General features: G+C 50.0%; 17 protein-coding genes. All 17 read right to left on the bottom strand.

Features of this window, described 5'->3' with window-relative positions; all coding sequences use genetic code 11:
• A partial coding sequence (locus CJU60_RS16870) for an RIFT barrel domain-containing protein (protein ID WP_141243794.1) occupies nucleotides 1–192 on the bottom strand: 192 nt, incomplete at its 3' end.
• 44 nt (nucleotides 193–236) lie between these two features.
• Nucleotides 237–2,231 carry a beta-galactosidase gene (locus tag CJU60_RS16865; RefSeq protein ID WP_095714383.1) on the bottom strand — a complete coding sequence of 665 codons (1,995 nt, stop codon included), beginning with the start codon at nucleotides 2,229–2,231 and terminating at the stop codon, nucleotides 237–239.
• Between the two features lie 5 nt (nucleotides 2,232–2,236).
• A complete protein-coding gene (locus CJU60_RS16860) occupies nucleotides 2,237–2,890 on the bottom strand; it encodes a rhamnogalacturonan acetylesterase (protein WP_024120506.1) in 654 nt (217 codons plus the stop codon).
• A gap of 3 nt (nucleotides 2,891–2,893) precedes the next feature.
• Nucleotides 2,894–3,904: an L-glyceraldehyde 3-phosphate reductase gene (gene mgrA, locus CJU60_RS16855; RefSeq protein ID WP_024120505.1), complete on the bottom strand. Its 1,011-nt coding sequence runs from the start codon at nucleotides 3,902–3,904 to the stop codon at nucleotides 2,894–2,896.
• 9 nt (nucleotides 3,905–3,913) lie between these two features.
• Nucleotides 3,914–5,752 (bottom strand): rhamnogalacturonan lyase, encoded by a 1,839-nt coding sequence (locus CJU60_RS16850; protein WP_095714382.1) that lies wholly within the window; start codon nucleotides 5,750–5,752, stop codon nucleotides 3,914–3,916.
• Between the two features lie 49 nt (nucleotides 5,753–5,801).
• Nucleotides 5,802–7,646: a rhamnogalacturonan lyase gene (locus tag CJU60_RS16845; protein ID WP_483294932.1), complete on the bottom strand. Its 1,845-nt coding sequence runs from the start codon at nucleotides 7,644–7,646 to the stop codon at nucleotides 5,802–5,804.
• A gap of 139 nt (nucleotides 7,647–7,785) precedes the next feature.
• Nucleotides 7,786–8,415 carry a YesL family protein gene (locus tag CJU60_RS16840; protein WP_095714380.1) on the bottom strand — a complete coding sequence of 210 codons (630 nt, stop codon included), beginning with the start codon at nucleotides 8,413–8,415 and terminating at the stop codon, nucleotides 7,786–7,788.
• Nucleotides 8,412–9,074: a YesU family protein gene (locus tag CJU60_RS16835; protein ID WP_095714379.1), complete on the bottom strand. Its 663-nt coding sequence runs from the start codon at nucleotides 9,072–9,074 to the stop codon at nucleotides 8,412–8,414. Before CJU60_RS16835 ends, CJU60_RS16840 begins: the two co-directional genes overlap by 4 nt.
• Entirely contained in the window at nucleotides 9,067–9,765 is a 699-nt protein-coding gene (locus CJU60_RS16830; protein ID WP_095714378.1) for a rhamnogalacturonan acetylesterase, read from the bottom strand. Before CJU60_RS16830 ends, CJU60_RS16835 begins: the two co-directional genes overlap by 8 nt.
• 13 nt (nucleotides 9,766–9,778) lie before the next feature.
• Nucleotides 9,779–12,064 carry a transcriptional regulator YesS gene (gene yesS / locus CJU60_RS16825; RefSeq protein WP_095714377.1) on the bottom strand — a complete coding sequence of 762 codons (2,286 nt, stop codon included), beginning with the start codon at nucleotides 12,062–12,064 and terminating at the stop codon, nucleotides 9,779–9,781.
• 22 nt (nucleotides 12,065–12,086) lie between these two features.
• On the bottom strand, nucleotides 12,087–13,121 hold the full coding sequence (yesR, locus tag CJU60_RS16820; protein WP_095714376.1) for a rhamnogalacturonyl hydrolase YesR: 1,035 nt from the start codon (nucleotides 13,119–13,121) through the stop codon (nucleotides 12,087–12,089).
• 15 nt (nucleotides 13,122–13,136) lie between these two features.
• Complete coding sequence (locus CJU60_RS16815; protein ID WP_059293888.1) at nucleotides 13,137–14,027, bottom strand: carbohydrate ABC transporter permease; 891 nt, start codon at nucleotides 14,025–14,027, stop codon at nucleotides 13,137–13,139.
• A 3-nt stretch (nucleotides 14,028–14,030) separates the two neighbouring features.
• A complete protein-coding gene (locus CJU60_RS16810) occupies nucleotides 14,031–14,960 on the bottom strand; it encodes a carbohydrate ABC transporter permease (protein ID WP_095714375.1) in 930 nt (309 codons plus the stop codon).
• Complete coding sequence (locus CJU60_RS16805; protein WP_095714374.1) at nucleotides 14,957–16,240, bottom strand: ABC transporter substrate-binding protein; 1,284 nt, start codon at nucleotides 16,238–16,240, stop codon at nucleotides 14,957–14,959. The genes CJU60_RS16810 and CJU60_RS16805 overlap by 4 nt, the downstream gene beginning before the upstream one ends.
• Before the next feature lie 104 nt (nucleotides 16,241–16,344).
• Nucleotides 16,345–17,460, bottom strand: coding sequence for a response regulator transcription factor (locus tag CJU60_RS16800; protein WP_095714373.1), 1,116 nt, complete (start codon nucleotides 17,458–17,460; stop codon nucleotides 16,345–16,347).
• Entirely contained in the window at nucleotides 17,460–19,190 is a 1,731-nt protein-coding gene (locus CJU60_RS16795) for a cache domain-containing sensor histidine kinase (protein WP_095714372.1), read from the bottom strand. The genes CJU60_RS16800 and CJU60_RS16795 overlap by 1 nt, the downstream gene beginning before the upstream one ends.
• Complete coding sequence (locus CJU60_RS16790; protein WP_081638248.1) at nucleotides 19,187–19,816, bottom strand: YesL family protein; 630 nt, start codon at nucleotides 19,814–19,816, stop codon at nucleotides 19,187–19,189. The genes CJU60_RS16795 and CJU60_RS16790 overlap by 4 nt, the downstream gene beginning before the upstream one ends.
• Nucleotides 19,817–19,836 lie beyond the last annotated feature (20 nt).

Below are 19,836 nucleotides of genomic sequence, written 5' to 3'. Positions count from 1 at the left end.
GTGCTTCGTCCATTTGATGCTCCCGTCCGGCCAATAGGCCGACGGATCGCTTTGCACATAGAGGCTTTCACCCTTTGCATTTACAAGCGCCAGACAGTCTCCCTTTTTCAATTCTCCTCTTTTCCAAGGCACACCCCACGTTACACCGCTTGTCAGCTTAGGCTGTTCTGATAGCCATTTGATCTTTTTCATCGGTTCTCTCCTTCCATATAAAAAAGCTGATTCAATGCAAAGAATCAGCTGCGATTACCAAACTGAATCACACGGTATTCGTGTTGGCCGACTGACAGTCTCCCCGCTCCGACTGAACGGTTTGCCAAAAGATCGGTCCCCTCTTCCGGAAGCGTCACACTCCCGCCTTTTCCATTCATATTAACGATAACCCATACAAGGCCGTTTTCTCCTTTTCTCGGGGCAACAATCGTACCGGGGGTGACATCGGACCTGACAGAAACGGCTGCTTCCCCCGCATAGTGCCTGACGAGTGCTTCCAGCATTGCATTCCCTTTTTCGCCTGATGGAAGCGAGCCGAGCATGACCATTTTCCCTTCGCCGTGCTCTCGTTCTGACAGAAATGCATGGCCGGCACCTGGCCCGGATTCAACTGTGCCCAGAGTGTTTCCGCTCTCTATATCAAACACCGCGCTCCACAGCCCGAGCGGCGCCGTCATGCCAAACGCTTTTCCTGTATTGGCATCCTCGTTCATCGGGAACGTGAACAGTGTTTTGATTCCGGCTGTTTTCTCCAGTTCTCCAAGGCCATAATCGGTATGAACCGTATGCTCGCCCGTACGCCCTCCCGTCAGCGGCCCGGCAATCCATATGCCGCCCGCTTCAGCAAATGCGGAAGCTTTTTTGATAAAAGCAGAAGACAGATAAGGCACAAATGGCGTAAACAGCACACGATAGCCCTCCAGCGGAAAGCCTTCTGGAACGAGATCACGATGAATACCCGTGTTGAGGATGCGCTCGTAAAAGTGTGTGATAAGCGTTCGGTGTTGGAGCCCCCGGTGAGGTTCTGTTTTCAGAAACGCTTTCGCCCTGTCGGAATAGGTCATTGCAACCTCAGCCTGAACGGGCACAGTAGAAAGAATGATCGGTTCGATTTCCTTTCTTGCCCGCTCAACCGCCAAAACGTTTTGATAACCAATCGCCGGCTCTCCCCAGGCACTAAGGACGGAACCGTGTGAAATCTCGCTGCCTGAACGCTGCTGGCGCCACAGCCAGTAGCAAAATCCCTCGCTCCCCAAGGCGTAAGAAGACACGGCTTCAGCTTGTAAATATCCATCGGCGTGCGGCATGGCACAGCTTTCGAGCGAGGCTGCATATGACGGGCTTGTTTCCAGAATCCAAAACGGGCGGTCTTTTTTGAAATGCCTCCAAATATCACAATTTAATAAAAATGCAGATGCATTTTCTTGGGAAGCGTACGTATCATAGGAAGCAAAATCGAGATTCTGAAACATCCGTTCATTGTCTGTGCTGAACATGACCGAGCCGTTATGAGTGATTGGCGCATCTGAATAACAGCGGATGATTTTCGCTTGTTCATCCGCAAATTGAGCGATCATCTCCATCGAAAACAGCTGATACATCGTGCGCAATGAAGCGTGATGCAAAAACGGGGTCGGACCCGGCTGCGGCACCTGCTCAAAGGTTTGATAGGTTTCACTCCACACATCGGTTCCCCACGCTTCATTTAACCGTTCAATCACACCGTAACGGTTTCTAAGCCAGTCATGCCATAAGCTTAAGCACGTCTCACACATGCATTCAGCCACATGGCATTTAAATTCATTATCGAGCTGCCAGCCGATCAGCCCCGGCAAGTGTCCCAGCTCTTTGGCGATGCTTGTGGTGATGATGGCGGCTCTTTTTCGGAAATACGGGTTATTTGTACAAGCATGCTGACGGGAGCCATGTCCCATCACCTCTCTTTTTTCGTTGGTGTGCATTCGCTCAGGCCGGCCGTGCGACAGCCAAATAGGCGGTGTCGGTGTCGGTGTGCACATGATTGTTTCGATGCCGTTTTCATACATCCGGCTGATCATTTCCTTAAAAAAGCTCACGTCAATTTTTCCTTCTTCCGGCTCGATCACAGACCAGGCGAACTCACCAATTCGCACGACATTGATGCCGACCTCCCGCATCCTGTCAATGTCCTGCTGAATCGTCTTTTCATCCCATAGTTCCGGATAATAGCAAGCGCCGTGATATAATTTTCTCCCCAAGTCCTTCACCCTTCTTTGACGATAGATTCTGTTAGTGGCAGGCCCAGCTCTTTCATGCCTTTCGCTACGAGTTTTGCCATTTCATTTGCGCCTTTTTTTGTAAAGTGCGTGTAATCGTCAATCCCTTCTGAAACCATAAAATAGGTGTATACTTTTTCTTCGCCCTTCTCAGTAAAGAAAGCGAGGCTTTTTTCCATTAGATCAATGAGCTGGACATTCTCCTCAGCGGCTGTCTGCTTCATGGCAATGCAATAATCAGGAAAGTCGTTCAAAAACACGCCGTTTTCATAATGAAAGCGGGCTACTGGGGTAATGAGAAGCGGATGCGCGCCTTTTTCTCTAGCGCCTGCGATATACTGCTTTAAATATTGTTTATAGGTGGTATAGGGCTCGGTGTAGCGCTCCGGCTTATTTTTTGACGCGTCATTATGGCCCATCTGCACAAACAGCCAATCATCCGGCTCAATCACATCAAGGATCGCCTGAAGCCTGCCTTCCTCCACAAAGGTTTTTGAGCTTCTGCCGCCGATCGCTTTATTGATCACCTGAATATGCTCCGGCAGATGCGAACCGAGAAACTGCCCCCAGCCCCCTTGATTTGTACTTTCTCCATACGTTTGGACAGTCGAATCACCAGCAAGATAAATATGATGTGCCATGTCTCATTCCCCCTCGTTTTTTTCACTTAATATAAACTCAATGGCAGAAAGCTCCTCGTTTGAAAAGTCCGCTGATTGCAAGGCTTGAACGTTTTCCTCTATTTGTTGCGCCCGGCTTGCTCCAATTAAAACGGAGGTCATCCGGGCATCCTTCAAAAGCCATGAGAGCGCCATTTGCGGGAGCGATTGTCCCCGTTCTTTCGCAATATTATTCAGCCTTTGCGCCTTACTGACCGCCCTTTCGGTTATGTGCTCCGTCTGCAGGAATGGACTGTTCGCATCCTTTGCTCTTGAGGTTTCCGGGATGCCTGAAACGTACTTTGTCGTGAGAAGCCCTTGAGCGAGCGGCGCAAACGCGATGCAGCCGGCTCCCTTTTTGTCCAGCACATCAAGCAGCCCTTTTTCCGGATCTCGGTGAAACATCGAATATCGCGTCTGATGGATGGCGAGCCGGACTCCGAGCTGTTGTAAAAGATCGGCGGCGCGCTCTGTCTCTTCAGGGCTGTAGTTTGACAGTCCGACATACAAAGCTTTTCCTTGACGCACAAAGCCCGCCAGCGTCTCCATCGTTTCCTCAAGCGGCGTTTCAGGATCAGGACGGTGCGAATAGAAGAGATCCACATAATCAAGCCCCAGCCGCTTTAAACTTTGATTCAAGCTGGCAGTCAAATGTTTTTTCGAGCCGCCATTGCCATACGGCCCCTTCCACATGTCATAGCCGGCTTTAGTGCTGATGACGAGTTCATCACGGTAAGGCGCAAAATCCGTTTTCAGCATGCGCCCGAACATCTCCTCAGCGGAGCCGGGCGGCGGGCCGTAATTGTTGGCCAGATCAAAATGGACGATGCCTGCATCAAATGCGGCTCTCAGCATGGACCGCGCGTTCTCCGGAGAATAGGCAGCGCCGAACTGATGCCAGAGGCCGAGAGAAATAGCGGGAAGCCTTAATCCGGTTCGCCCGGCTTTGTGATAGGTCATTTTGTCATAGCGTTCAGTCTTTGCTTCGTATCCCATACATTCCTCCTAAAGCGGCGTCTCCGCTTTGTTTCCCGCTATGTACAGAGCGGGCTTCGGCGGTTTTTTCATTCCTGTTCCGAGATAAAAGCTTGTGTGCGGCGGCTGGTTGTACGCGGTGTTCTGCCAAGCGATTCCAAGCCTGTAAACCGGATCGTGCATCAGTGTGTAAAAACGATGGCGGGTAAGGTGTGTCGTTGTATAGATACGGAGCGCACTGCTGTCTTCGGTTCTCCAAATGACCTCTTCCCGCCAGTCTCCGAACAGGTTGGCCTGAAGAACCGGGTTTCCTTTTGTCCCGTTGTTGGACAGCACACCTTCCGGCTGAAAAATCGTATTTAAACAGCGGTTTTCAGCATCCCACTTTTCAATCTTTGGTTTGCCGATCGTTCCATTCCATTCATGATCCAACAGCTCCCTGACCAAGTCCCCGTCCCACCAAATGGAGAAATTGGCGGAAGCAGGCGCTTTGTCGCTGATTTTTTCTCCTTTGCTCGTATAGAGCCCATATGACATTCCTTCATTGCCCGGCGGATCGATTCCCCAGACGAGCGATCCCTTGTACCGAGGGTCAATGTGAGCCGCCATTCCTCTGCCGACATCTGTTCCGGCATGGACGCCCCATAACACCTCGCCCGTTTCGGCATCACGCAGCGACAACCCATACGGCTTGCTTGCGTCCTCATGAACCTGAAACACTTCAAGCCCTTTGCGTGACGGATCTAGATCGCCGACGTGCATGGCGTCTCCGTGTCCGAGTTCCGTCGTGTACAGACCGGTTCCGTCATGATCAACCGCCATGGCGCCGTAAATAATTTCATCCTTTCCATCTCCATCAACATCGGCAACGCTCAAGCTGTGGTTGCCCTGTCCCGCGTATGCTTCATGCCCCGGCTGATTGGAATCAAACGTCCAGCGTTTCTTCAGCCTGCCATTCCGGAAATCATAAGCGACGAGTACTGTTCTCGTATAATAGCCCCGTGCCATCACCAGGCTCGGCCGCTCTCCATCCAAATAAGCGATTCCGGCGAGAAAACGGTCCATGCGGTTTCCGTAGCCATCTCCCCAATCCTCCAGTTTTCCCCGAGGCGGTTCATAATCGACAGTCGTGAGCGCTTCACCGGTTTCCCCTTTAAACACTGTCAAATATTCCGGACCTGACAGAATACGGCCCTGCTCATTCCTGAAATCGGCATGCGCTTCACCGATGATGTTTCCTTTGCCGTCTATTGTGCCGTCGGCTGTTTTCATAGCGATTTCTGCTTTTCCGTCACCGTCTAAGTCATAGACCATAAACTGCGTGTAATGGGCGCCTGCTCTGATATTTCTGCCGAGGTTGATCCGCCACAGAAAAGTGCCATTCAGTTTATAGGCGTCAATGAGGACGTCTTCGGTATATCCGTCGTGGGCGTTATCTTTTGAGTTGGACGGGTCCCATTTCAGGATGATTTCATATTCTCCGTCCCCATCCACATCTCCGACGCTCGCATCATTGGCGCTGTAGGTATACGGTTTTCCGTCCGGCGTCACGCCGCCTTCGGGTTTGTTAAGCGGGAGCTCGAGAACGTTTTCCCGCCAAACGGGAGCTTCTTTCGAAAGCCTTTCTTCCCGGCCTTTATAGACAGCCGCCACTTGATAGAGAGAGTCCTCCGTTCCCTTTTCATCCAGAAAATTGGTGCTATCCGAAATCGGTTTGCCAGTGATCCGATCTCCGTTCCGATAAATGTGAAAAGTAACAGTCTCATGATCGGTTCCGAGAAAACGCCAGCTCACAAATACGCCTTGCTCCGTTTTGACCGCGATTAGGCCTCTGGTCAGGTATTCCATTTGCCTCTTTTTCGGTTTCATTTTAAATGGGAACGGGCCAAGCGTGCGGCCCGTTCCTTCCCCCCTTCTGTTAAGGCGTATACATATTCGGTTTAGACTGTGCCGCCATGCCGTCTCCTAAAAAGAAGCTTGTATGCGGCGGCTGGTTATACGCGACATTTTGCCAGGCAATGCCGAGCCGGTACACAGGATCATGCATCAGCGTATACAGCCTGTGCTCGGTCGGAATTGTGGTGGTGTAGATGCGGAGCGCACTGCTGTCCTCGGTTCTCCACACAGCTTCCTCCCGCCAGTCACCGAGCAGATCAGCCTGAAGAGCCGGTGTTGCTTTTGTAGAGTTATTGGAGGCAGCACCTGATGCAGTCAGCAGGTTTTTAGAAACGCCGTTTTGATAATCCCATTTATCGATCCTGTTGCTGTCCAGCTGTTCCCGCAGCAGGTCACCGTCCCACCAGATGCCGAAATTGGTTGACGATGGCACACTGCTGCCGATTTTGGCGCCTTTCGATGTGTAAAGGGAACCGTTCGCCCAAACCTCCTGTCCCGGATAGCGCGGATCAATATCAGCGGCCATGCCCCGGCCTACATCCTTGCCGGCGTGAACACCCCAAATGATTTTTCCTGTTGCGGCATCCCGGAAAGATAAGCCGTATTGCGCGTTTTTGTCCTCATGAACCTGAAATACTTCAAGCCCCGGACGGCTCGGATCAAGATCTCCGGCATGCAGCGCGTCTCCGTGGCCTAAGCCTGTCGAGTACATGCCTTTGCCGTCATGGTCAACAGCCATTGAGCCGAAGATGATTTCATCCTTACCGTCTCCGTCCACATCTGCAATGCTTAAGTTGTGATTGCCTTGTCCGGCGAAAGCTTGATTACCCGACTTAGAGGAATCCAGCGTCCAGAGCTTTGACAGTTTTCCGTCTCTGAAGTTATACGCAACAAGCATGGTTTTGGCGTAATAGCCTCTAGTCATAATCAGGCTCGGACGCTGTCCGTCGAGATACGCAATGCCCGCAAGAAAACGATCGACCCGGTTGCCGTAGCTGTCACCCCAATCTGATACATTGCCCCGTGCCGGTTCAAAGTTTGAAGTGACAAGCTCTTTCCCCGTTTCACCTTGAAAGACAGTCAGGTACTCAGGACCAGAAAGCACACGCCCCTGCTCATTTCTGTAATCGGCATTCGCATTTCCGATCACTTTTCCCGTGCCGTCTTTTGTTCCGTCAGCGGTCTTCATCGCCACTTCCGCTTTTCCGTCACCATCCAGGTCATACACCATAAACTGAGTGTAGTGTGCGCCTGCTCTGATGTTTTTGCCGAGACCGATTCGCCATAATCTTGTTCCGTCCAGCTTATACGCATCAATAAACACTTCACCCGTATAGCCGTCCTGTGAATTATCCTTTGAATTGGACGGGTCCCATTTGAGGATCAGCTCATACTGCCCATCGCCATCCACATCACCCGTACTGGCATCATTGGCACTGTAGGTATAGGCTTCGCCCTTTGGCGTCGTGCCGCCAGCCGGTTTATCAAGCGGAACGGAGTGATACGGCTGTGCCCATACAGAGGCTTTTTCAGAAGCTGCCTGCTCGGTACCGTTTACAACAGCCCGAATGGAATACGTTGAGCCCGCAGATCCGTTTTTATCGATATAATTCGTGGATTTGACAGGCGAAGCATTCAGCTTTTGTCCGTCTCTGTACACATTAAACGCCACGGCTGCGTTTTCTGTCCCAAGAAACCGCCAGCTGACAAAAATGCCGCCTTCCGTCTTGACTGCCACAAGGCCCCGGTTCAACGCTTCCATCTGCCGCGCCGTTCCTTCTGCTTTGCCAGGAAACACAGAAGCCCCCATCATCAACAACACCAACAGTGTGAGAGTGGTAAACATGCTTTTTCTTCGTCTAATCATCAGACAGCTCCTTATCATTTATCTGTAAGCGCTTACTTAAATTGGATTTTATGCGCTTAAGAAGCTGTCTTCAATGTCACTTTTTTGCATAAACGTTTTTGGTTGGCTGCACTTTTTTGCCGGTTTGTCATTTTTTTGTTTACCCGGCCTGATGACGGTGCTGGGCCTCTGTTTTTTGAAACCCTCTGTAAGCAAAAAACATCGACACGAGCCCAAATAAACTTGGGCCGTAAAATGGGATCAGACCCGGAAGCGTATATAGCAAGTAAAGCACAAATCCGCAGCCGATCAGCATGCAGCCGGTGGTCAGCGGCCGCATGGCGCCAAACAGCAGCGCTTGCGGAATATATTGGCGAATCGGAAGCTCGTAATGCACATAAAGAGGAAACACATACATGAGCGCGACGGTATACAAAAGCCCCGCCAAGAGGGTGCAGCTCGTCACGGTAAAGGACAGCCAATCCGCACTTGCCGAAAAATAATAATAATTAGCCGACAAAATAAGCAAAAGGGCAAAAAACGCAAGTCCAATCGCATTGACCTTCAGAAACTCTTTTTTGTAGGTCTCCAGAAATAACGCAAATACCGGGACATCTTTTTGTCCCATCAGCCATTTCCGTATGACGGCACACATCGCGGCTGTGCTCGGCGCCCATCCGAAAAGAACGCCGCCCAAAAGTGTAAACAACAGCCACAGCCCGTTCAGCCACGCGATTTTCACAACCGCTTCACAGCCTGCATAAAGCGCATCCGTCACAGTCGTCTTCATCTTCTCACCGCTTGGTGCACAGACAAATCACGATAAGCGGCTTTCATCGGCGCCATTTGCCTCAGCCCGATTTTTCCTTTTGTCAACACAGGTCCGAATGTGCTTCCGTCATCCTGCCACTCCAGAATGGGCAGATCATTGATCGAAAAATGCACATACCCTTTATCCTTAATAAGCTTCATATGATACGGGGAATCAGCGTCGTCCGAAGAAGGCAGCGGATCAGCTCCCATTGCAGCGAGGTGGAAACCGCGGCTTTTTCTTACATTGCAGGTGCGGAACGCTCTTTCCTCCGGGTATTTTCTGCGGAAATACGACAGATGGAGCGCATTGATGTCTCCGGAATGGTATTCGGGGTACTTTCCTGTTCTTTTCTTGAGTCGCGGGTCAAATAAGTCCTCGCCTCCGATGCCGGCAGCCGCGAAAAACAGCATACACAGCCCCGGCTGTTCAATCGGGTAAAAATCCCACTTCACAATGATGCCGTCGGGAAATGTTTCCGGGCACCAATAAACAAAGTGCGCTTCGTCCTGTACATGTGACAGGTGCATACGGTGATCTTCGAATGAAACCTGCCCGCCTCCCTCCATCCGCCAGTCCTTCACATCGCTTGCTGAACGGAGCGGATTGCGGTACAGGCATGCGCCTTCTTTATACATGTTCTTTCCCCTCCCGGCTCACGAGGTGGTCCTTCAGCGGAAAGCCGATTTCTTCGATGCCTTCAGCAACGAGCTTCGCAACCTCCATGGCCCCTTCTTCTGAAAAATGCGTATTATCCTCAATGCCATCTGGATAATTCGGATGTTCATTCGGCTGGAGCCACACGAACAAACGCTTTGACTCCTCCGGTCCGTATGCTTCATAAAGCGCCTTCGTTTTCGTTAACAAATCAATGACCGGCACATCAAGCTCCTTCGCTAACGCTTTCATCGCATCCGGATACTCACCGAGCGTGTGCTCAATCCTTCCGTTTTCATCAAAGCGGCGGCGCTGCACCGATGTAACGAACACAGGCTGCGCCCCTTTTTCTCGTGCTGTTTCCGCAAACAAAGTGAGAAATTGCTGATACGTCGAGTACGGCTTCGTCCCCCGCGGTTTCTGGTCATTGTGGCCGAATTGGATAAACAAATAATCGCCTTGTGCTATGCACTCAGCAATCGCCTGAAGCCTTCCTTCCTCCACAAAAGAGTTGGTGCTCGCTCCCCCTTTGGCGTGATTGCGCACTTTCACCTGTTCAGTGAACAATTGACCGAAAACCTGCCCCCAGCCTGCCATCGGCGCTTCATGCGGCGGGCAGTCGCTTACGGTGGAATCCCCTGCTAAAAACACCTGAATCGGTTTTTCCATCACATGTCCTCTCCTTTCACGGCGTTTCCTGATACATTTGCCTGAAAACTCCCGGCGGCATGCCGACCTGCTTTTTAAAAATCCGGTTGAAATAATTGTGGCGATAGCCGACTTCTTCTGACACATCATGAATTTTTTTATTTGTATTGACCAGCAGTTCTTTTGCTTTTTCGATTCTGATGCGGGTCACATAATCAATAAAATTAACGCCCGTCACTTGCTTAAAGGCCTTGCTCAAGGTATAAGAATTCATGCCCAGCGCATCCGCGCAGCTTTCAAGAGAAAGATCCGCCATATACTGCTCATGAATCATCGCAATCACACGTTCCGCCACCTGTTTTTGCTGTCTGTTTTTCCTGCCTTCAAGCTTGGCAAGGTACGGGGTGACAACCGCATCCATCAGCCAGGCAGCCGCTTGGACAGGCTCATGCAGCTCAGATATTTCGCGAAGCATATCCCTGTTGCCGAACAGCTCGCTCGGGTGAAGGCCGGAATGCAGAATATCCTCCTGGATGCGGGAAAACAGTTGTATCAGCGCAGAATGCACTTGTCTGTCGCTGACCGCCATTTCAGCCATTTCAGCCATACATAAGCGAATCAGCTCCTCTGCTTCCGCTTTTCTTTCCAGCCGAATGGCCTGAACGATTTGTTTTTCAAGTTCAAAAGGATAGTAGGGTGCGGATGGCTCAGCCTGAAAAACATCATCCTGCAAATCTATGATCTGATGGCGATTGGCAAAACATCTGCGGGACTTGCCGCTTTTCACATCCTTAAACAAAGATGGGATATCCTTAATACGGGCCGATTGCCTGCTCATTGTCCCGGTCAGGCTTAGTCCCGTGACAGCACCAAATATGTGGGCCAGCTCTGAAAGATGCGCCTTCAGATCCGAGCCGCTCGTTTTCATCACAAGCACGGTGACGGAAAGGCGCCCAATATCAAGAATTAAAGGTTGAAAACGCCGGTTTGCCGCGAGCTCCTCATGTAAATTGGTCAGTGTAAACACAGCAAGCTGTTCATCGTCGGCATAGAACATGCTTTTATCACAGCGAAGCCCTGTCACCTGAAGATCAAGCACGTGAAATATGTTTTCCCCGATGTCCCATCCCGCATCCTCCATCCGCGATCTGAGGCTGTCCTCTGTGTCATAGTAAAAGTCACCCTGAAGCAGGTGCTGCAAAAAACTCTTTTTCATATGGGGCGTCTGCCGGAGCAGCTGCTCTTGAAGCTTTCGGCTCTCTAGGGAAAGATCATGCCATCTCTTTTCTATCCACTTAAATTCGTCCTGGCCTGACGCCTGCCATGCTTGTTTCTCTCTTCCCGTAAACAGTCCGAGCAGATGCTGAATCGGGCGATAGATTTTCCTCGAAGCGTACCACGTCATGCACACAGCCAAGCCGATACAAATGACAAGCATCACAATAATCACCTTTGATAAAAACACCATCGGCGCTGTAATGGCTGAAAGAGGCGCTGCAGAAACAAAGGTCCACTTCTGATGCATTCGCTTCATTTCTCCATAGGAGACGGAATACACCGTGCCATTCCAATCCATCTGAAAATGGCCTTTCTGGCGAGGCTGTTTTTTCACCTCATTCATTAAAGCATTTTCAAAATTCTTATCTCCTCCATGGAAAAGCACCTCTCGCTTTTGATCAAGAAGTAGCGCGCTGCCTTCAGGGTAAGGAGACAAACTTTGCAGGAGCGCCTCCATTTCTTTCGGATCTACCGTCAGCATGATCGCGCCAAACGGTTTCTCAGCCGCACCCGGAATGAGCTGAATCAGCGCGGCGTCTTTTCCCGATCGGCTCCAATAAATACTCCGATCGGAGTCGAGAAGCGAGCGGTATTTGCGAAGCATATCCTGTTCTGTCAGTGCGCTGTATTCGGGGCTCAGCACAAGAGGTCGGGGGCTGTTCAGGAAGATAGAAGCCTGCTGAATCAGCGGCTGCTGGTCCCGCAATAGAAACAGCTTTTTCGTTATTTGATAGGAGAATGTAAAGTCTTTCTCCAAATCCTTCTCGGCCAATCCGTTCATCAGCGAGGAATCGTATGCCATTTGGGCAAGCGTCAGCTCAAGGTCTTCCAGCTTCTCATCCATCCGGCTGACTTCACGCGCCACTTGTGTTTCATGCGACTTTTGCAGCTCTTTCTCCACCTTATCGATAGACAAAAAGTAGATGGCCCCGCCTGTCAGCAGTCCGGGAATACAGGTAATCAGCAAAATGAAAACAAAGTTTCTTTTGAAATACGTTCCCTTCCAGTATGAAACCCGTTCTTTCTGTTGAGGCTGTTTTTTCATCCCTTTCCTCCCGCCGCCGTCTTTACTGATATACGCGTTTTTTCGTTCTCAGCACATCAGCGAGAAATGTGAGTGCAAGTCCCTGACCCCAGCCTTGTATTCGTTTGTAAGGCACTTGTTTGTATCCTTCCGCATTTTTCATGACGGCTGTGCCCGCGGATACTTTGCTGACACGTCCGTCCTCTTCCACCGCATCCAAAATGGCGGCAAGTGATTTCTGCGCGTATTTTGTATAGAGCTTCCCGCTCGACAGCAAAGCAGAGGCAATGCCCGCCGATGCGGAAACCTCCAAATACGAATCCGGATCATCCAAAATGGTATGCCACAGCCCTGAATCGTCCTGCAGCCGGACAAGCGCGCTCAGCTGGTCTCTGAGCGATCCGTCAATGATCATAAAAGAAGGATGCGTCACCTCAATGAGCGGGAGCGCTTTTGCCATCGTGAGCGCAGCCCAGCCATTCGCCCGCCCCCAATAAATCCCCGACAGGTGGTTTTGCGCTTTGTTGTCCCAGGCATGGTAATACAGATTGGTTACGGGGTCCTGCAGCACGTCCTCATGTCCATGAAACTGGCGCAGGCCGTCCTCGAAGTAATCCTCACGCTCCATCACACGGCCGATTCTCAGCATAAACAGCCCCGCCATCATCAGCGTGTCCGCCCACGCCTGCTCAGGAAACACATAATCCGCCGAGTTCACCGTATGCTGAAGAATACCTTCTCCAAAGCGCGGCGCATGATGAAGCACATATTCCGCCATCTCGCCAGCCGTTTCCAAATAGACGTGATCTCCCGTCACCTGATGCAGAAACAAAAGCGTATGGCCGATTGATACACCGTTGATCGACAGCGGCGGCAGCCCATCCTCAAGCTGTTCATCCACCCACGTTTTTAACAGTTTGATATACTCCTCGTTTTCCGTCGCTTCATACGCCTCCGCCACGCCGTAAAATGCGACGCCGCCTGGCCAATCCCACGAAAAATCCATTTGAAATGTCCGTTTCACGATTCGGTCAATCACGGATGTGACCTTTTCTTCATCAAAGATAAGCTGTGCCATCTGCAACACTCCTTTTTATTTTAATCCGGTCGTACTGATGCCCTGAACGATATATTTTTGAAACAGAAAGAATACGAGAATCACAGGCAGCAAAGAGACGGCCGACATGGCAAACATCGCGCCCCAGTTCGAAGCGGATTCCGTATCGAGGAAAAGCTTCAGCGCAAGTGAAACAGGATAAAGCTCCGGCTTATTCAAATATAAGAGCGGCTGAATCAGCTCCTCCCACTTCCAATAGAAAGAAAAAATCGCAGACGTCGCAAGCGCCGGTGCAATGAGCGGCAGAATGATCCGCCAAAAACAGGCAAAGCGCCCGCACCCGTCGATTCTCGCTGCTTCATCCAGCTCCTCAGGGATCGTCCGGATAAACTGGATCATCAGAAAGATAAAAAACGCATGCCCGAAAAATTGCGGAACAACAATCGGTTTAAATGAATTCAGCCAGTCTAATTTCGCAAACATAATGTACTGCGGAATCATCAGCACTTCATGCGGCAGCATTAACGTCCCCATCATACAGGCGAACCAAAATGCTTTTCCTTTAAACGGGATGCGCGCGAAGCCGTAGGCAATGACAGCCGATGACAGAACAGCGCCGATTGTAGACAGCCCGACAATGATCGCCGAGTTTTTAATAAAGGTCAAAAACGGCTGACCCGCAATGCCCTTCCACCCTTCAGCATAGTTGCTGAGAATAAAAGGATCTGGAATGAGAGAATGAGAGGTTGTGAAAATACTGGAGCTTTCTTTAAAAGAACTGACAAACAGCCAAATGACGGGATACAGCAATAACACCGCCAGTGACGCCGTAAAAACATGGAACAGAATGCGCTTTGGCTTGATGCGCCCGGCTTTTTTCCCTTCAAACACCGGGGCTTGCCTGACAGGCTGGTTGACCGGCTCCATCCGTTATTCCTCCTTTGATTCGTAGTGAACCCAATATGATGATGTTTTAAATAAAATCAGCGTAATCAGCCCGACAATGATCAGCATGATCCACGCCATCGCCGAGGCGTAGCCCATTTGAAAATAGTTAAACGCCCGCTGGAACAAATAGAGTGAATACAATAGCGTCCCGTCAAGCGGACCGCCCTCGCCTTTTGAGATGATATAGGCTGGGGTAAAGGTCATAAAAGCAGAAATCGTCTGCATGACCAGGTTAAAGAAAATAATCGGCGTCAGCATCGGAAGCGTGATCCTAAAGAAGCGCTGCACGCGGTTTGCGCCGTCCACGCTGGCCGCCTCCAAGTACGATGCCGGAATGTTTTTCAGCCCGGCCAGAAAAATCAGCATGGATGACCCAAACTGCCAGACGGACAGCAGAATCAGCGTCCATAACGCGCTTATCGGGTCTTGGTACCAGAGAATTTTTTGATCGATCCCGACAAAAAACAGCAGCGCATTGATGACCCCGTCATTGCCGAAAATATTGCGCCACATAATGGCAACAGCCACACTTCCGCCGATGATAGAAGGCAGATAAAACAGCGTCCTGTAGATAGCCGTCCCCTTTGCCGCATTGTTTAAAATGACGGCAATAAAAAGCGCGAAGCCGAGGCGGAGCGGAACCCCGGCAAGCACATACGTGAAAGTGACCTTCAGCGACTGCCAATACTTTTCGTCACCCGTAAACATTTCCTTATAGTTATCGAGCCCGATCCATTTCGGCGCCGTAAACAAGTCGTAGCTTGTAAAGGACAGAAACAGGGACGCGCCCATCGGAATCACCGTAAAACAGAAGAAGCCGATAATAAACGGAGAAATAAAAGCATATCCCGCCAGATTGTCTTTTCTCATACTCCGGCTTATTTTCATTCTGTCAGCCCCATTTCCCGTCAATTATTCCTCTCTAAAATGTCATTGGCCTGCTTCCGGAATGTTTTGGCGGCTTTTTCCGGCGATACCTTCTGATACAGAATCTGATCAGACGTATCCTTCAGCAGCTTAATAACCTCCGCGCTTCCCACCGGCTCTGGCGGATCGGCTTTGCTGATATTTTTCGACGCGGCTTCCACATATTCCACAATGTTGGCCTCTTCCTCATTCAGCTCCGGTTTAATCGCATCTGCCACCTTGTCGGATACCGGAACGCCCCGCTCGCCTTTAATCAGCTGGTTCGCTTCTTCATTATTCACGAAGAAATCAATAAACTTCGCGGCCTCTTTTTTATGCTCTGAGCTTTTCGGAATAGAAAACAGCATACTCGGCTTCAGCGTCAGCGCTTTTTCCTTCATTTGCTGCGGCGGCAGATAGAGAGAAAGCGGCGAGTCTGTCAGCCGGGCAAAGCCTAAATATTGATTCGAGTAGTTCCATGTAATGGCTGATTTGCCTTTGACAATAAAGTCATCTTCCATCCCCTTAATTTGGGCGCTTTCGTCCGGTGTTGGCGATGTTTTTGCTTTGACCAGTCTCAGCTGCCGCTCAAAATAGTCAACAAACAGCTTGTCATCCTGATACGCAAGGCCCGTGCCGTCCTCTTTATAAAAACGCTCACCCTTTGTGCGCAAATAATACGGGAAGAAAATATCAGGCGGGTGCATTCCGTTAGATCCGTATACGCCGGCTTTTTCCTGCAGCTCATACGCCAGCTTCTCATAATCCTTCCACGTCCAGTTTTCCTGATGAATTGAAACACCGGCTTTCTTCAGCAGATCATCATTGGCAATCACAGAAAGCACGTTGACCCCAAGTGTAAATCCGTAAAGCTTTCCGTCAATCTTTCCGCCGGACAGCATATTCTCATCGATTGAACTGACATCAATTGTTCCGTCCTTCATATATGGCGTTAAATCCTCAAGCTGATTTTTCTTTCCGTATTGCGCCAAATATGCCGTATCCATTTGAATGACATCAGGCAGCTGGCCCGCGGCAGACATTGGCGCAAGCTTCTTCCAATAGTCATCCCAGTTCGCAAATTCCGCTTCAATATGGACGTGCGGATTCTTTTTCTCATATAATTCAATGACCTTTGTTGTATAGTCATGCCGCGGCTGTCCGCCCCACCATGCGATTCTGAGCGTAATGTCTTCCTTTTTCCCTGATGCTTCTTCACCCGCAGAACATCCGCTGAAAAACAAGACGCACACAAGTGACAGCAGCATGTAATAAACCTTCTTCACATCAATCCCCCCTTTTAATGTAAGTGCTTACATTATATTTTAAAGGGTTGTGACGGGGCGAAACACTCAAAAAACAGTGGCGAAAGTTAAAAAAACAGAGATGGCTACCCTACGGAAGCGCCTCCCTGTTTTCTTCTGAATTCTGACGGTGTCAGACCGGTATATTTTTTAAAGACGAGACTGAAATACTTCGGATTATCACCGAATCCGATTTCTTCCGCGATTTCTGATACACTCACATCCCGCCTCAGCTTCATCTGCTTCATCGCATGCTCAAGACGCACCCGCGTAACATATTGGGAAAACTTTTCGCCTGTCTCCTGCTTAAAGATTTTCCCCAAATAATCAGGATTCATAAACAGCATATCTTTTGCTGCCCATTTCAGAGAGAGATTCGGATTGCCAAGCTCGTCGGCGACAAGCCTGGTGATTTTAGAAATCAATTCACTCCGCTTTTGGTCACCGGCCGTTTCAGTTGCTTCCCGGAACAGCTGTCCTGCGTCCTGCAGCTCCCCCGTCCGGCTGATGATTACCCGGCAGCCTGCAAAGCCGTCCGCCGCCTTTTTCTCCAGATCAGGCGTGCTCTCCTCCACGGCAAACACCGCACGTCCTCCGCTGCAGCAAAAAGCTGTCAGAGCGGAACCAAACGCCTCTCTGGCGGCAGAATCTTCAGGCTGAGTGTTCTCCGCGATGATAAGGCGAATCTTCTTTCCTGCAAGCGAAGGCGGCGGAGACAGATGGGTGACACCGGCGATTAAGCCTTCCAGGTATTGATCAGCCGCAAAGGAACGGATATGATTCAGCTCATGTTTCAGGTGGGCGGCTTTCTTCTTCCGCACATCATGCAGCTTCAGCTCGGCGATGATTTCCTCTAATGATCGGATAATCTGCTGCTCATTGCAGGGCTTCAGCAAATAATGCCTTACCCCGTATTTCATCGCTTCCTTCGCGTACTCAAACTCCCCAAAACCAGACAGGACGATAAATTGCACGGACGGGCAGACGGCTGACACCTTTTTGATCAGCTCAAGCCCGTCCATACCGGGCATTTTTACATCAGTGACGACGATATGCGGCTGCTTGTTTACGATCTTCTCATACGCTTCAATTCCGTTCTGCGCTTTTCCGACTAAAGAAGCGCCAAGCGTCTCCCACTCAATGATCCCTGCCATTCCGTCAAGAATGATTCTCTCATCATCAGCAAGCAGTATTTTGTACATCACACCACCTCATTTCGGCACGGTATTGTCAGCAAAATCGCGGTTCCCTTTCCTTTCTCACTTTGAATGCGTAAGCCATACGGCTCCCCGAACATCAGTCGGATGCGTTCATGAATATTCCAGAGCCCGATCCCTCTTCCGCCCGTTTTTTCAAGAATACGTTCGTCCATGCCGGGCCCGTTATCTTCGACAGTAATACAGACGCAGTCCTCCGTTTTTTTCGCTTGAAGGCGGATGGCGCATGGCCGAGTAAAAGGCTCAAGCGCGTATTGAATCGCATTCTCCGCCAGCGGCTGGAGTGTCAGCTTCGGAATTCGGCAATGCTTCACCTCATCGGCGATGTCCAGTGTGAAGTTCAAGCGCTCCTCAAACCGGAACCGCTGAATCGTCATATAGTGAAGCACAATATCCGCCTCCTCCTGAAGGGTCACTGTATCTTCTTTGATGTGAATGCTGTTTCGCAGGAGAAAACCGAGCGATTCCACCATTTGAGAAATTTGCTTCTGCTGATTCGCTTTCGCCAGCCAATTGATGGACTCAAGCGTGTTATACAAAAAATGTGGGTTGATCTGGGCTTGCAGCGCCTTCAACTCTGTTTCTTTAATAATAAGCTGCTTTTCCACGTTTTCTTCCATCAGCTCATTGATCCGCTTCATCATCACGGTAAAATGGCGGTTCAGCGTTCCGGCCTCATCTTGTGTATGTTCCGGCAATGACAGCGACACGCCCGCCTCAATCCCGCCGTGCTGCACCGATTTCATTGCGGATACAAGCTGCTCGATCGGCTCTGTGATGCTGTTGGCAATCTTCCGCCCGAAAAGCAAAACTACACTGAAAAACAAAAGAAAACACGTACCGATCACCGTTTTCATAAAGGAAATTTTCGCGAACATCTGATCAAAGGGGATGACATTGTAGTAGCTCCAGTTTTGATAGGATGATTGAAGGAAAGAAATAAAATAACGTTTGCCATTCTTTTTTACCAAGTCATAACCAGGATGCCGCAGCGTCTTCTTTGTCATCTCAGGCGTAAGCACCGATGCATGTGCCGAATACACCAGATTGCCGTCCTTGTCTGCGATCATCATGTCTCCGACCGAATCGCCCCAATCCTTCGGCAAGTCACGAATCATCTGTTTCACATTTACTTGAATCAGCACCATGCCCAAGCCATTTAAACTCAGCTGATGAAACGATCTGATTTGCCGCGCTGAAATCAGGACAGGATCTGAACTGCCTAGGGTCATCCAAAGATTTCTGCCTTTTTGCGCTTTCGCCCGTTCAAATACCTCTTCCTGCTGCTTCATAAGGTCCGATGAACTGCTTCCGGCGGAATACTCTGAGCCGCGGGCATCAATCAAATGAATCGAATCAATGTACTTTTCATCGCCGGCATATTGCGCAAGCTGATCCCACAGCTCCTGCTTCATTTGATACTGGTCATACGTATCATCACGGTTTTGCATGCTGAGAATGCGCTGAATTTGTTCATCGGTAATGATTTCATATGATACATCTTCAATTTTCTTCAGCTCGTCTTCAATCCGTTCAGAAGACATCCGCAGCACCTCCGAGGATTTGCGGTAAATTTGCTCATCATAGACATGAAAAGCGTACTGCACCCCGCTGTATACAAACAGAAAGGACACGGCCATGATCAATGACAGAAACACAAACAGCTTATCCTTAATCTTCATTCGCCTGTACCAGCCCGCGACTCTTCCTTTCATGCCGCCTTTTCTTTCTCCTGACGCTGATCTATTGACATAAATGCTGTAAAGGACAGCTTCGTTAACAACAAGCTCAGCGCGCTGCCGCTGAAAAACAGCAAAAACGTCACATGAAACAGCACTAGAAACAACATTCCGACCGCACCCGCTGCCATCATCAGTGTCACCAATGGCCGGCTGAAGGCAATCAAAAAGCTGATGCTCAGCACCTGTCTGAGCTTTACATCAAAATGAGAAAAGACCGGAAACACATATAACAGCACAAACACGAAAATCAATCCGATGCTCATAAACACATTCACCAGCACAGGCTGATTCATCTGAGCGGCAATCCGTATATCCGCAAACAAAAACAAGCCGGCCGTCACAAGAATGAGCCCCAACAGCTGAGCTGCACCCCACTCCTTCTTAAACGTCCGGATAAACACAGAAAACACCGGGACATCCGTGTTCCCCTTCGCCCACTCTCTCGCCACTGAAAACATCGCGGCCGTAGCAGGCATCAACCCAAACACGACGAGCCCGGCAAGAGAAAACAAGATCCACAGCACATTTACATAAGCCAGTCTCATCACCCATGTACAAAAACGATTCAGCCCATTTGTCAGGCTATGTATCATCGACATCACCTTCCCACTACAGAAAA

Origin of the sequence: Bacillus sp. 7705b (assembly GCF_002289525.1) — a bacterium.
Lineage (GTDB): Bacteria > Bacillota > Bacilli > Bacillales > Bacillaceae > Bacillus > Bacillus halotolerans.
Note: the sequence above shows the minus strand (reverse complement) of the source record. Positions and strands in the feature narration are given on the sequence as shown.

Bases quoted from the DNA above. Each gene is read 5' to 3' on its own strand.
- CJU60_RS16860 (WP_024120506.1), bottom strand. From the start codon at position 2,890: ATGGCACATCATATTTATCTTGCTGGTGATTCGACTGTCCAAACGTAT.
- mgrA (WP_024120505.1), bottom strand. From the start codon at position 3,904: ATGGGATACGAAGCAAAGACTGAACGCTATGACAAAATGACCTATCAC.
- CJU60_RS16850 (WP_095714382.1), bottom strand. From the start codon at position 5,752: ATGAAACCGAAAAAGAGGCAAATGGAATACCTGACCAGAGGCCTAATC.
- CJU60_RS16845 (WP_483294932.1), bottom strand. From the start codon at position 7,646: ATGATTAGACGAAGAAAAAGCATGTTTACCACTCTCACACTGTTGGTG.
- CJU60_RS16840 (WP_095714380.1), bottom strand. From the start codon at position 8,415: ATGAAGACGACTGTGACGGATGCGCTTTATGCAGGCTGTGAAGCGGTT.
- CJU60_RS16835 (WP_095714379.1), bottom strand. From the start codon at position 9,074: ATGTATAAAGAAGGCGCATGCCTGTACCGCAATCCGCTCCGTTCAGCA.
- yesS (WP_095714377.1), bottom strand. From the start codon at position 12,064: ATGAAAAAACAGCCTCAACAGAAAGAACGGGTTTCATACTGGAAGGGA.
- yesR (WP_095714376.1), bottom strand. From the start codon at position 13,121: ATGGCACAGCTTATCTTTGATGAAGAAAAGGTCACATCCGTGATTGAC.
- CJU60_RS16815 (WP_059293888.1), bottom strand. From the start codon at position 14,027: ATGGAGCCGGTCAACCAGCCTGTCAGGCAAGCCCCGGTGTTTGAAGGG.
- CJU60_RS16800 (WP_095714373.1), bottom strand. From the start codon at position 17,460: ATGTACAAAATACTGCTTGCTGATGATGAGAGAATCATTCTTGACGGA.
- CJU60_RS16795 (WP_095714372.1), bottom strand. From the start codon at position 19,190: ATGAAAGGAAGAGTCGCGGGCTGGTACAGGCGAATGAAGATTAAGGAT.
- CJU60_RS16790 (WP_081638248.1), bottom strand. From the start codon at position 19,816: ATGTCGATGATACATAGCCTGACAAATGGGCTGAATCGTTTTTGTACA.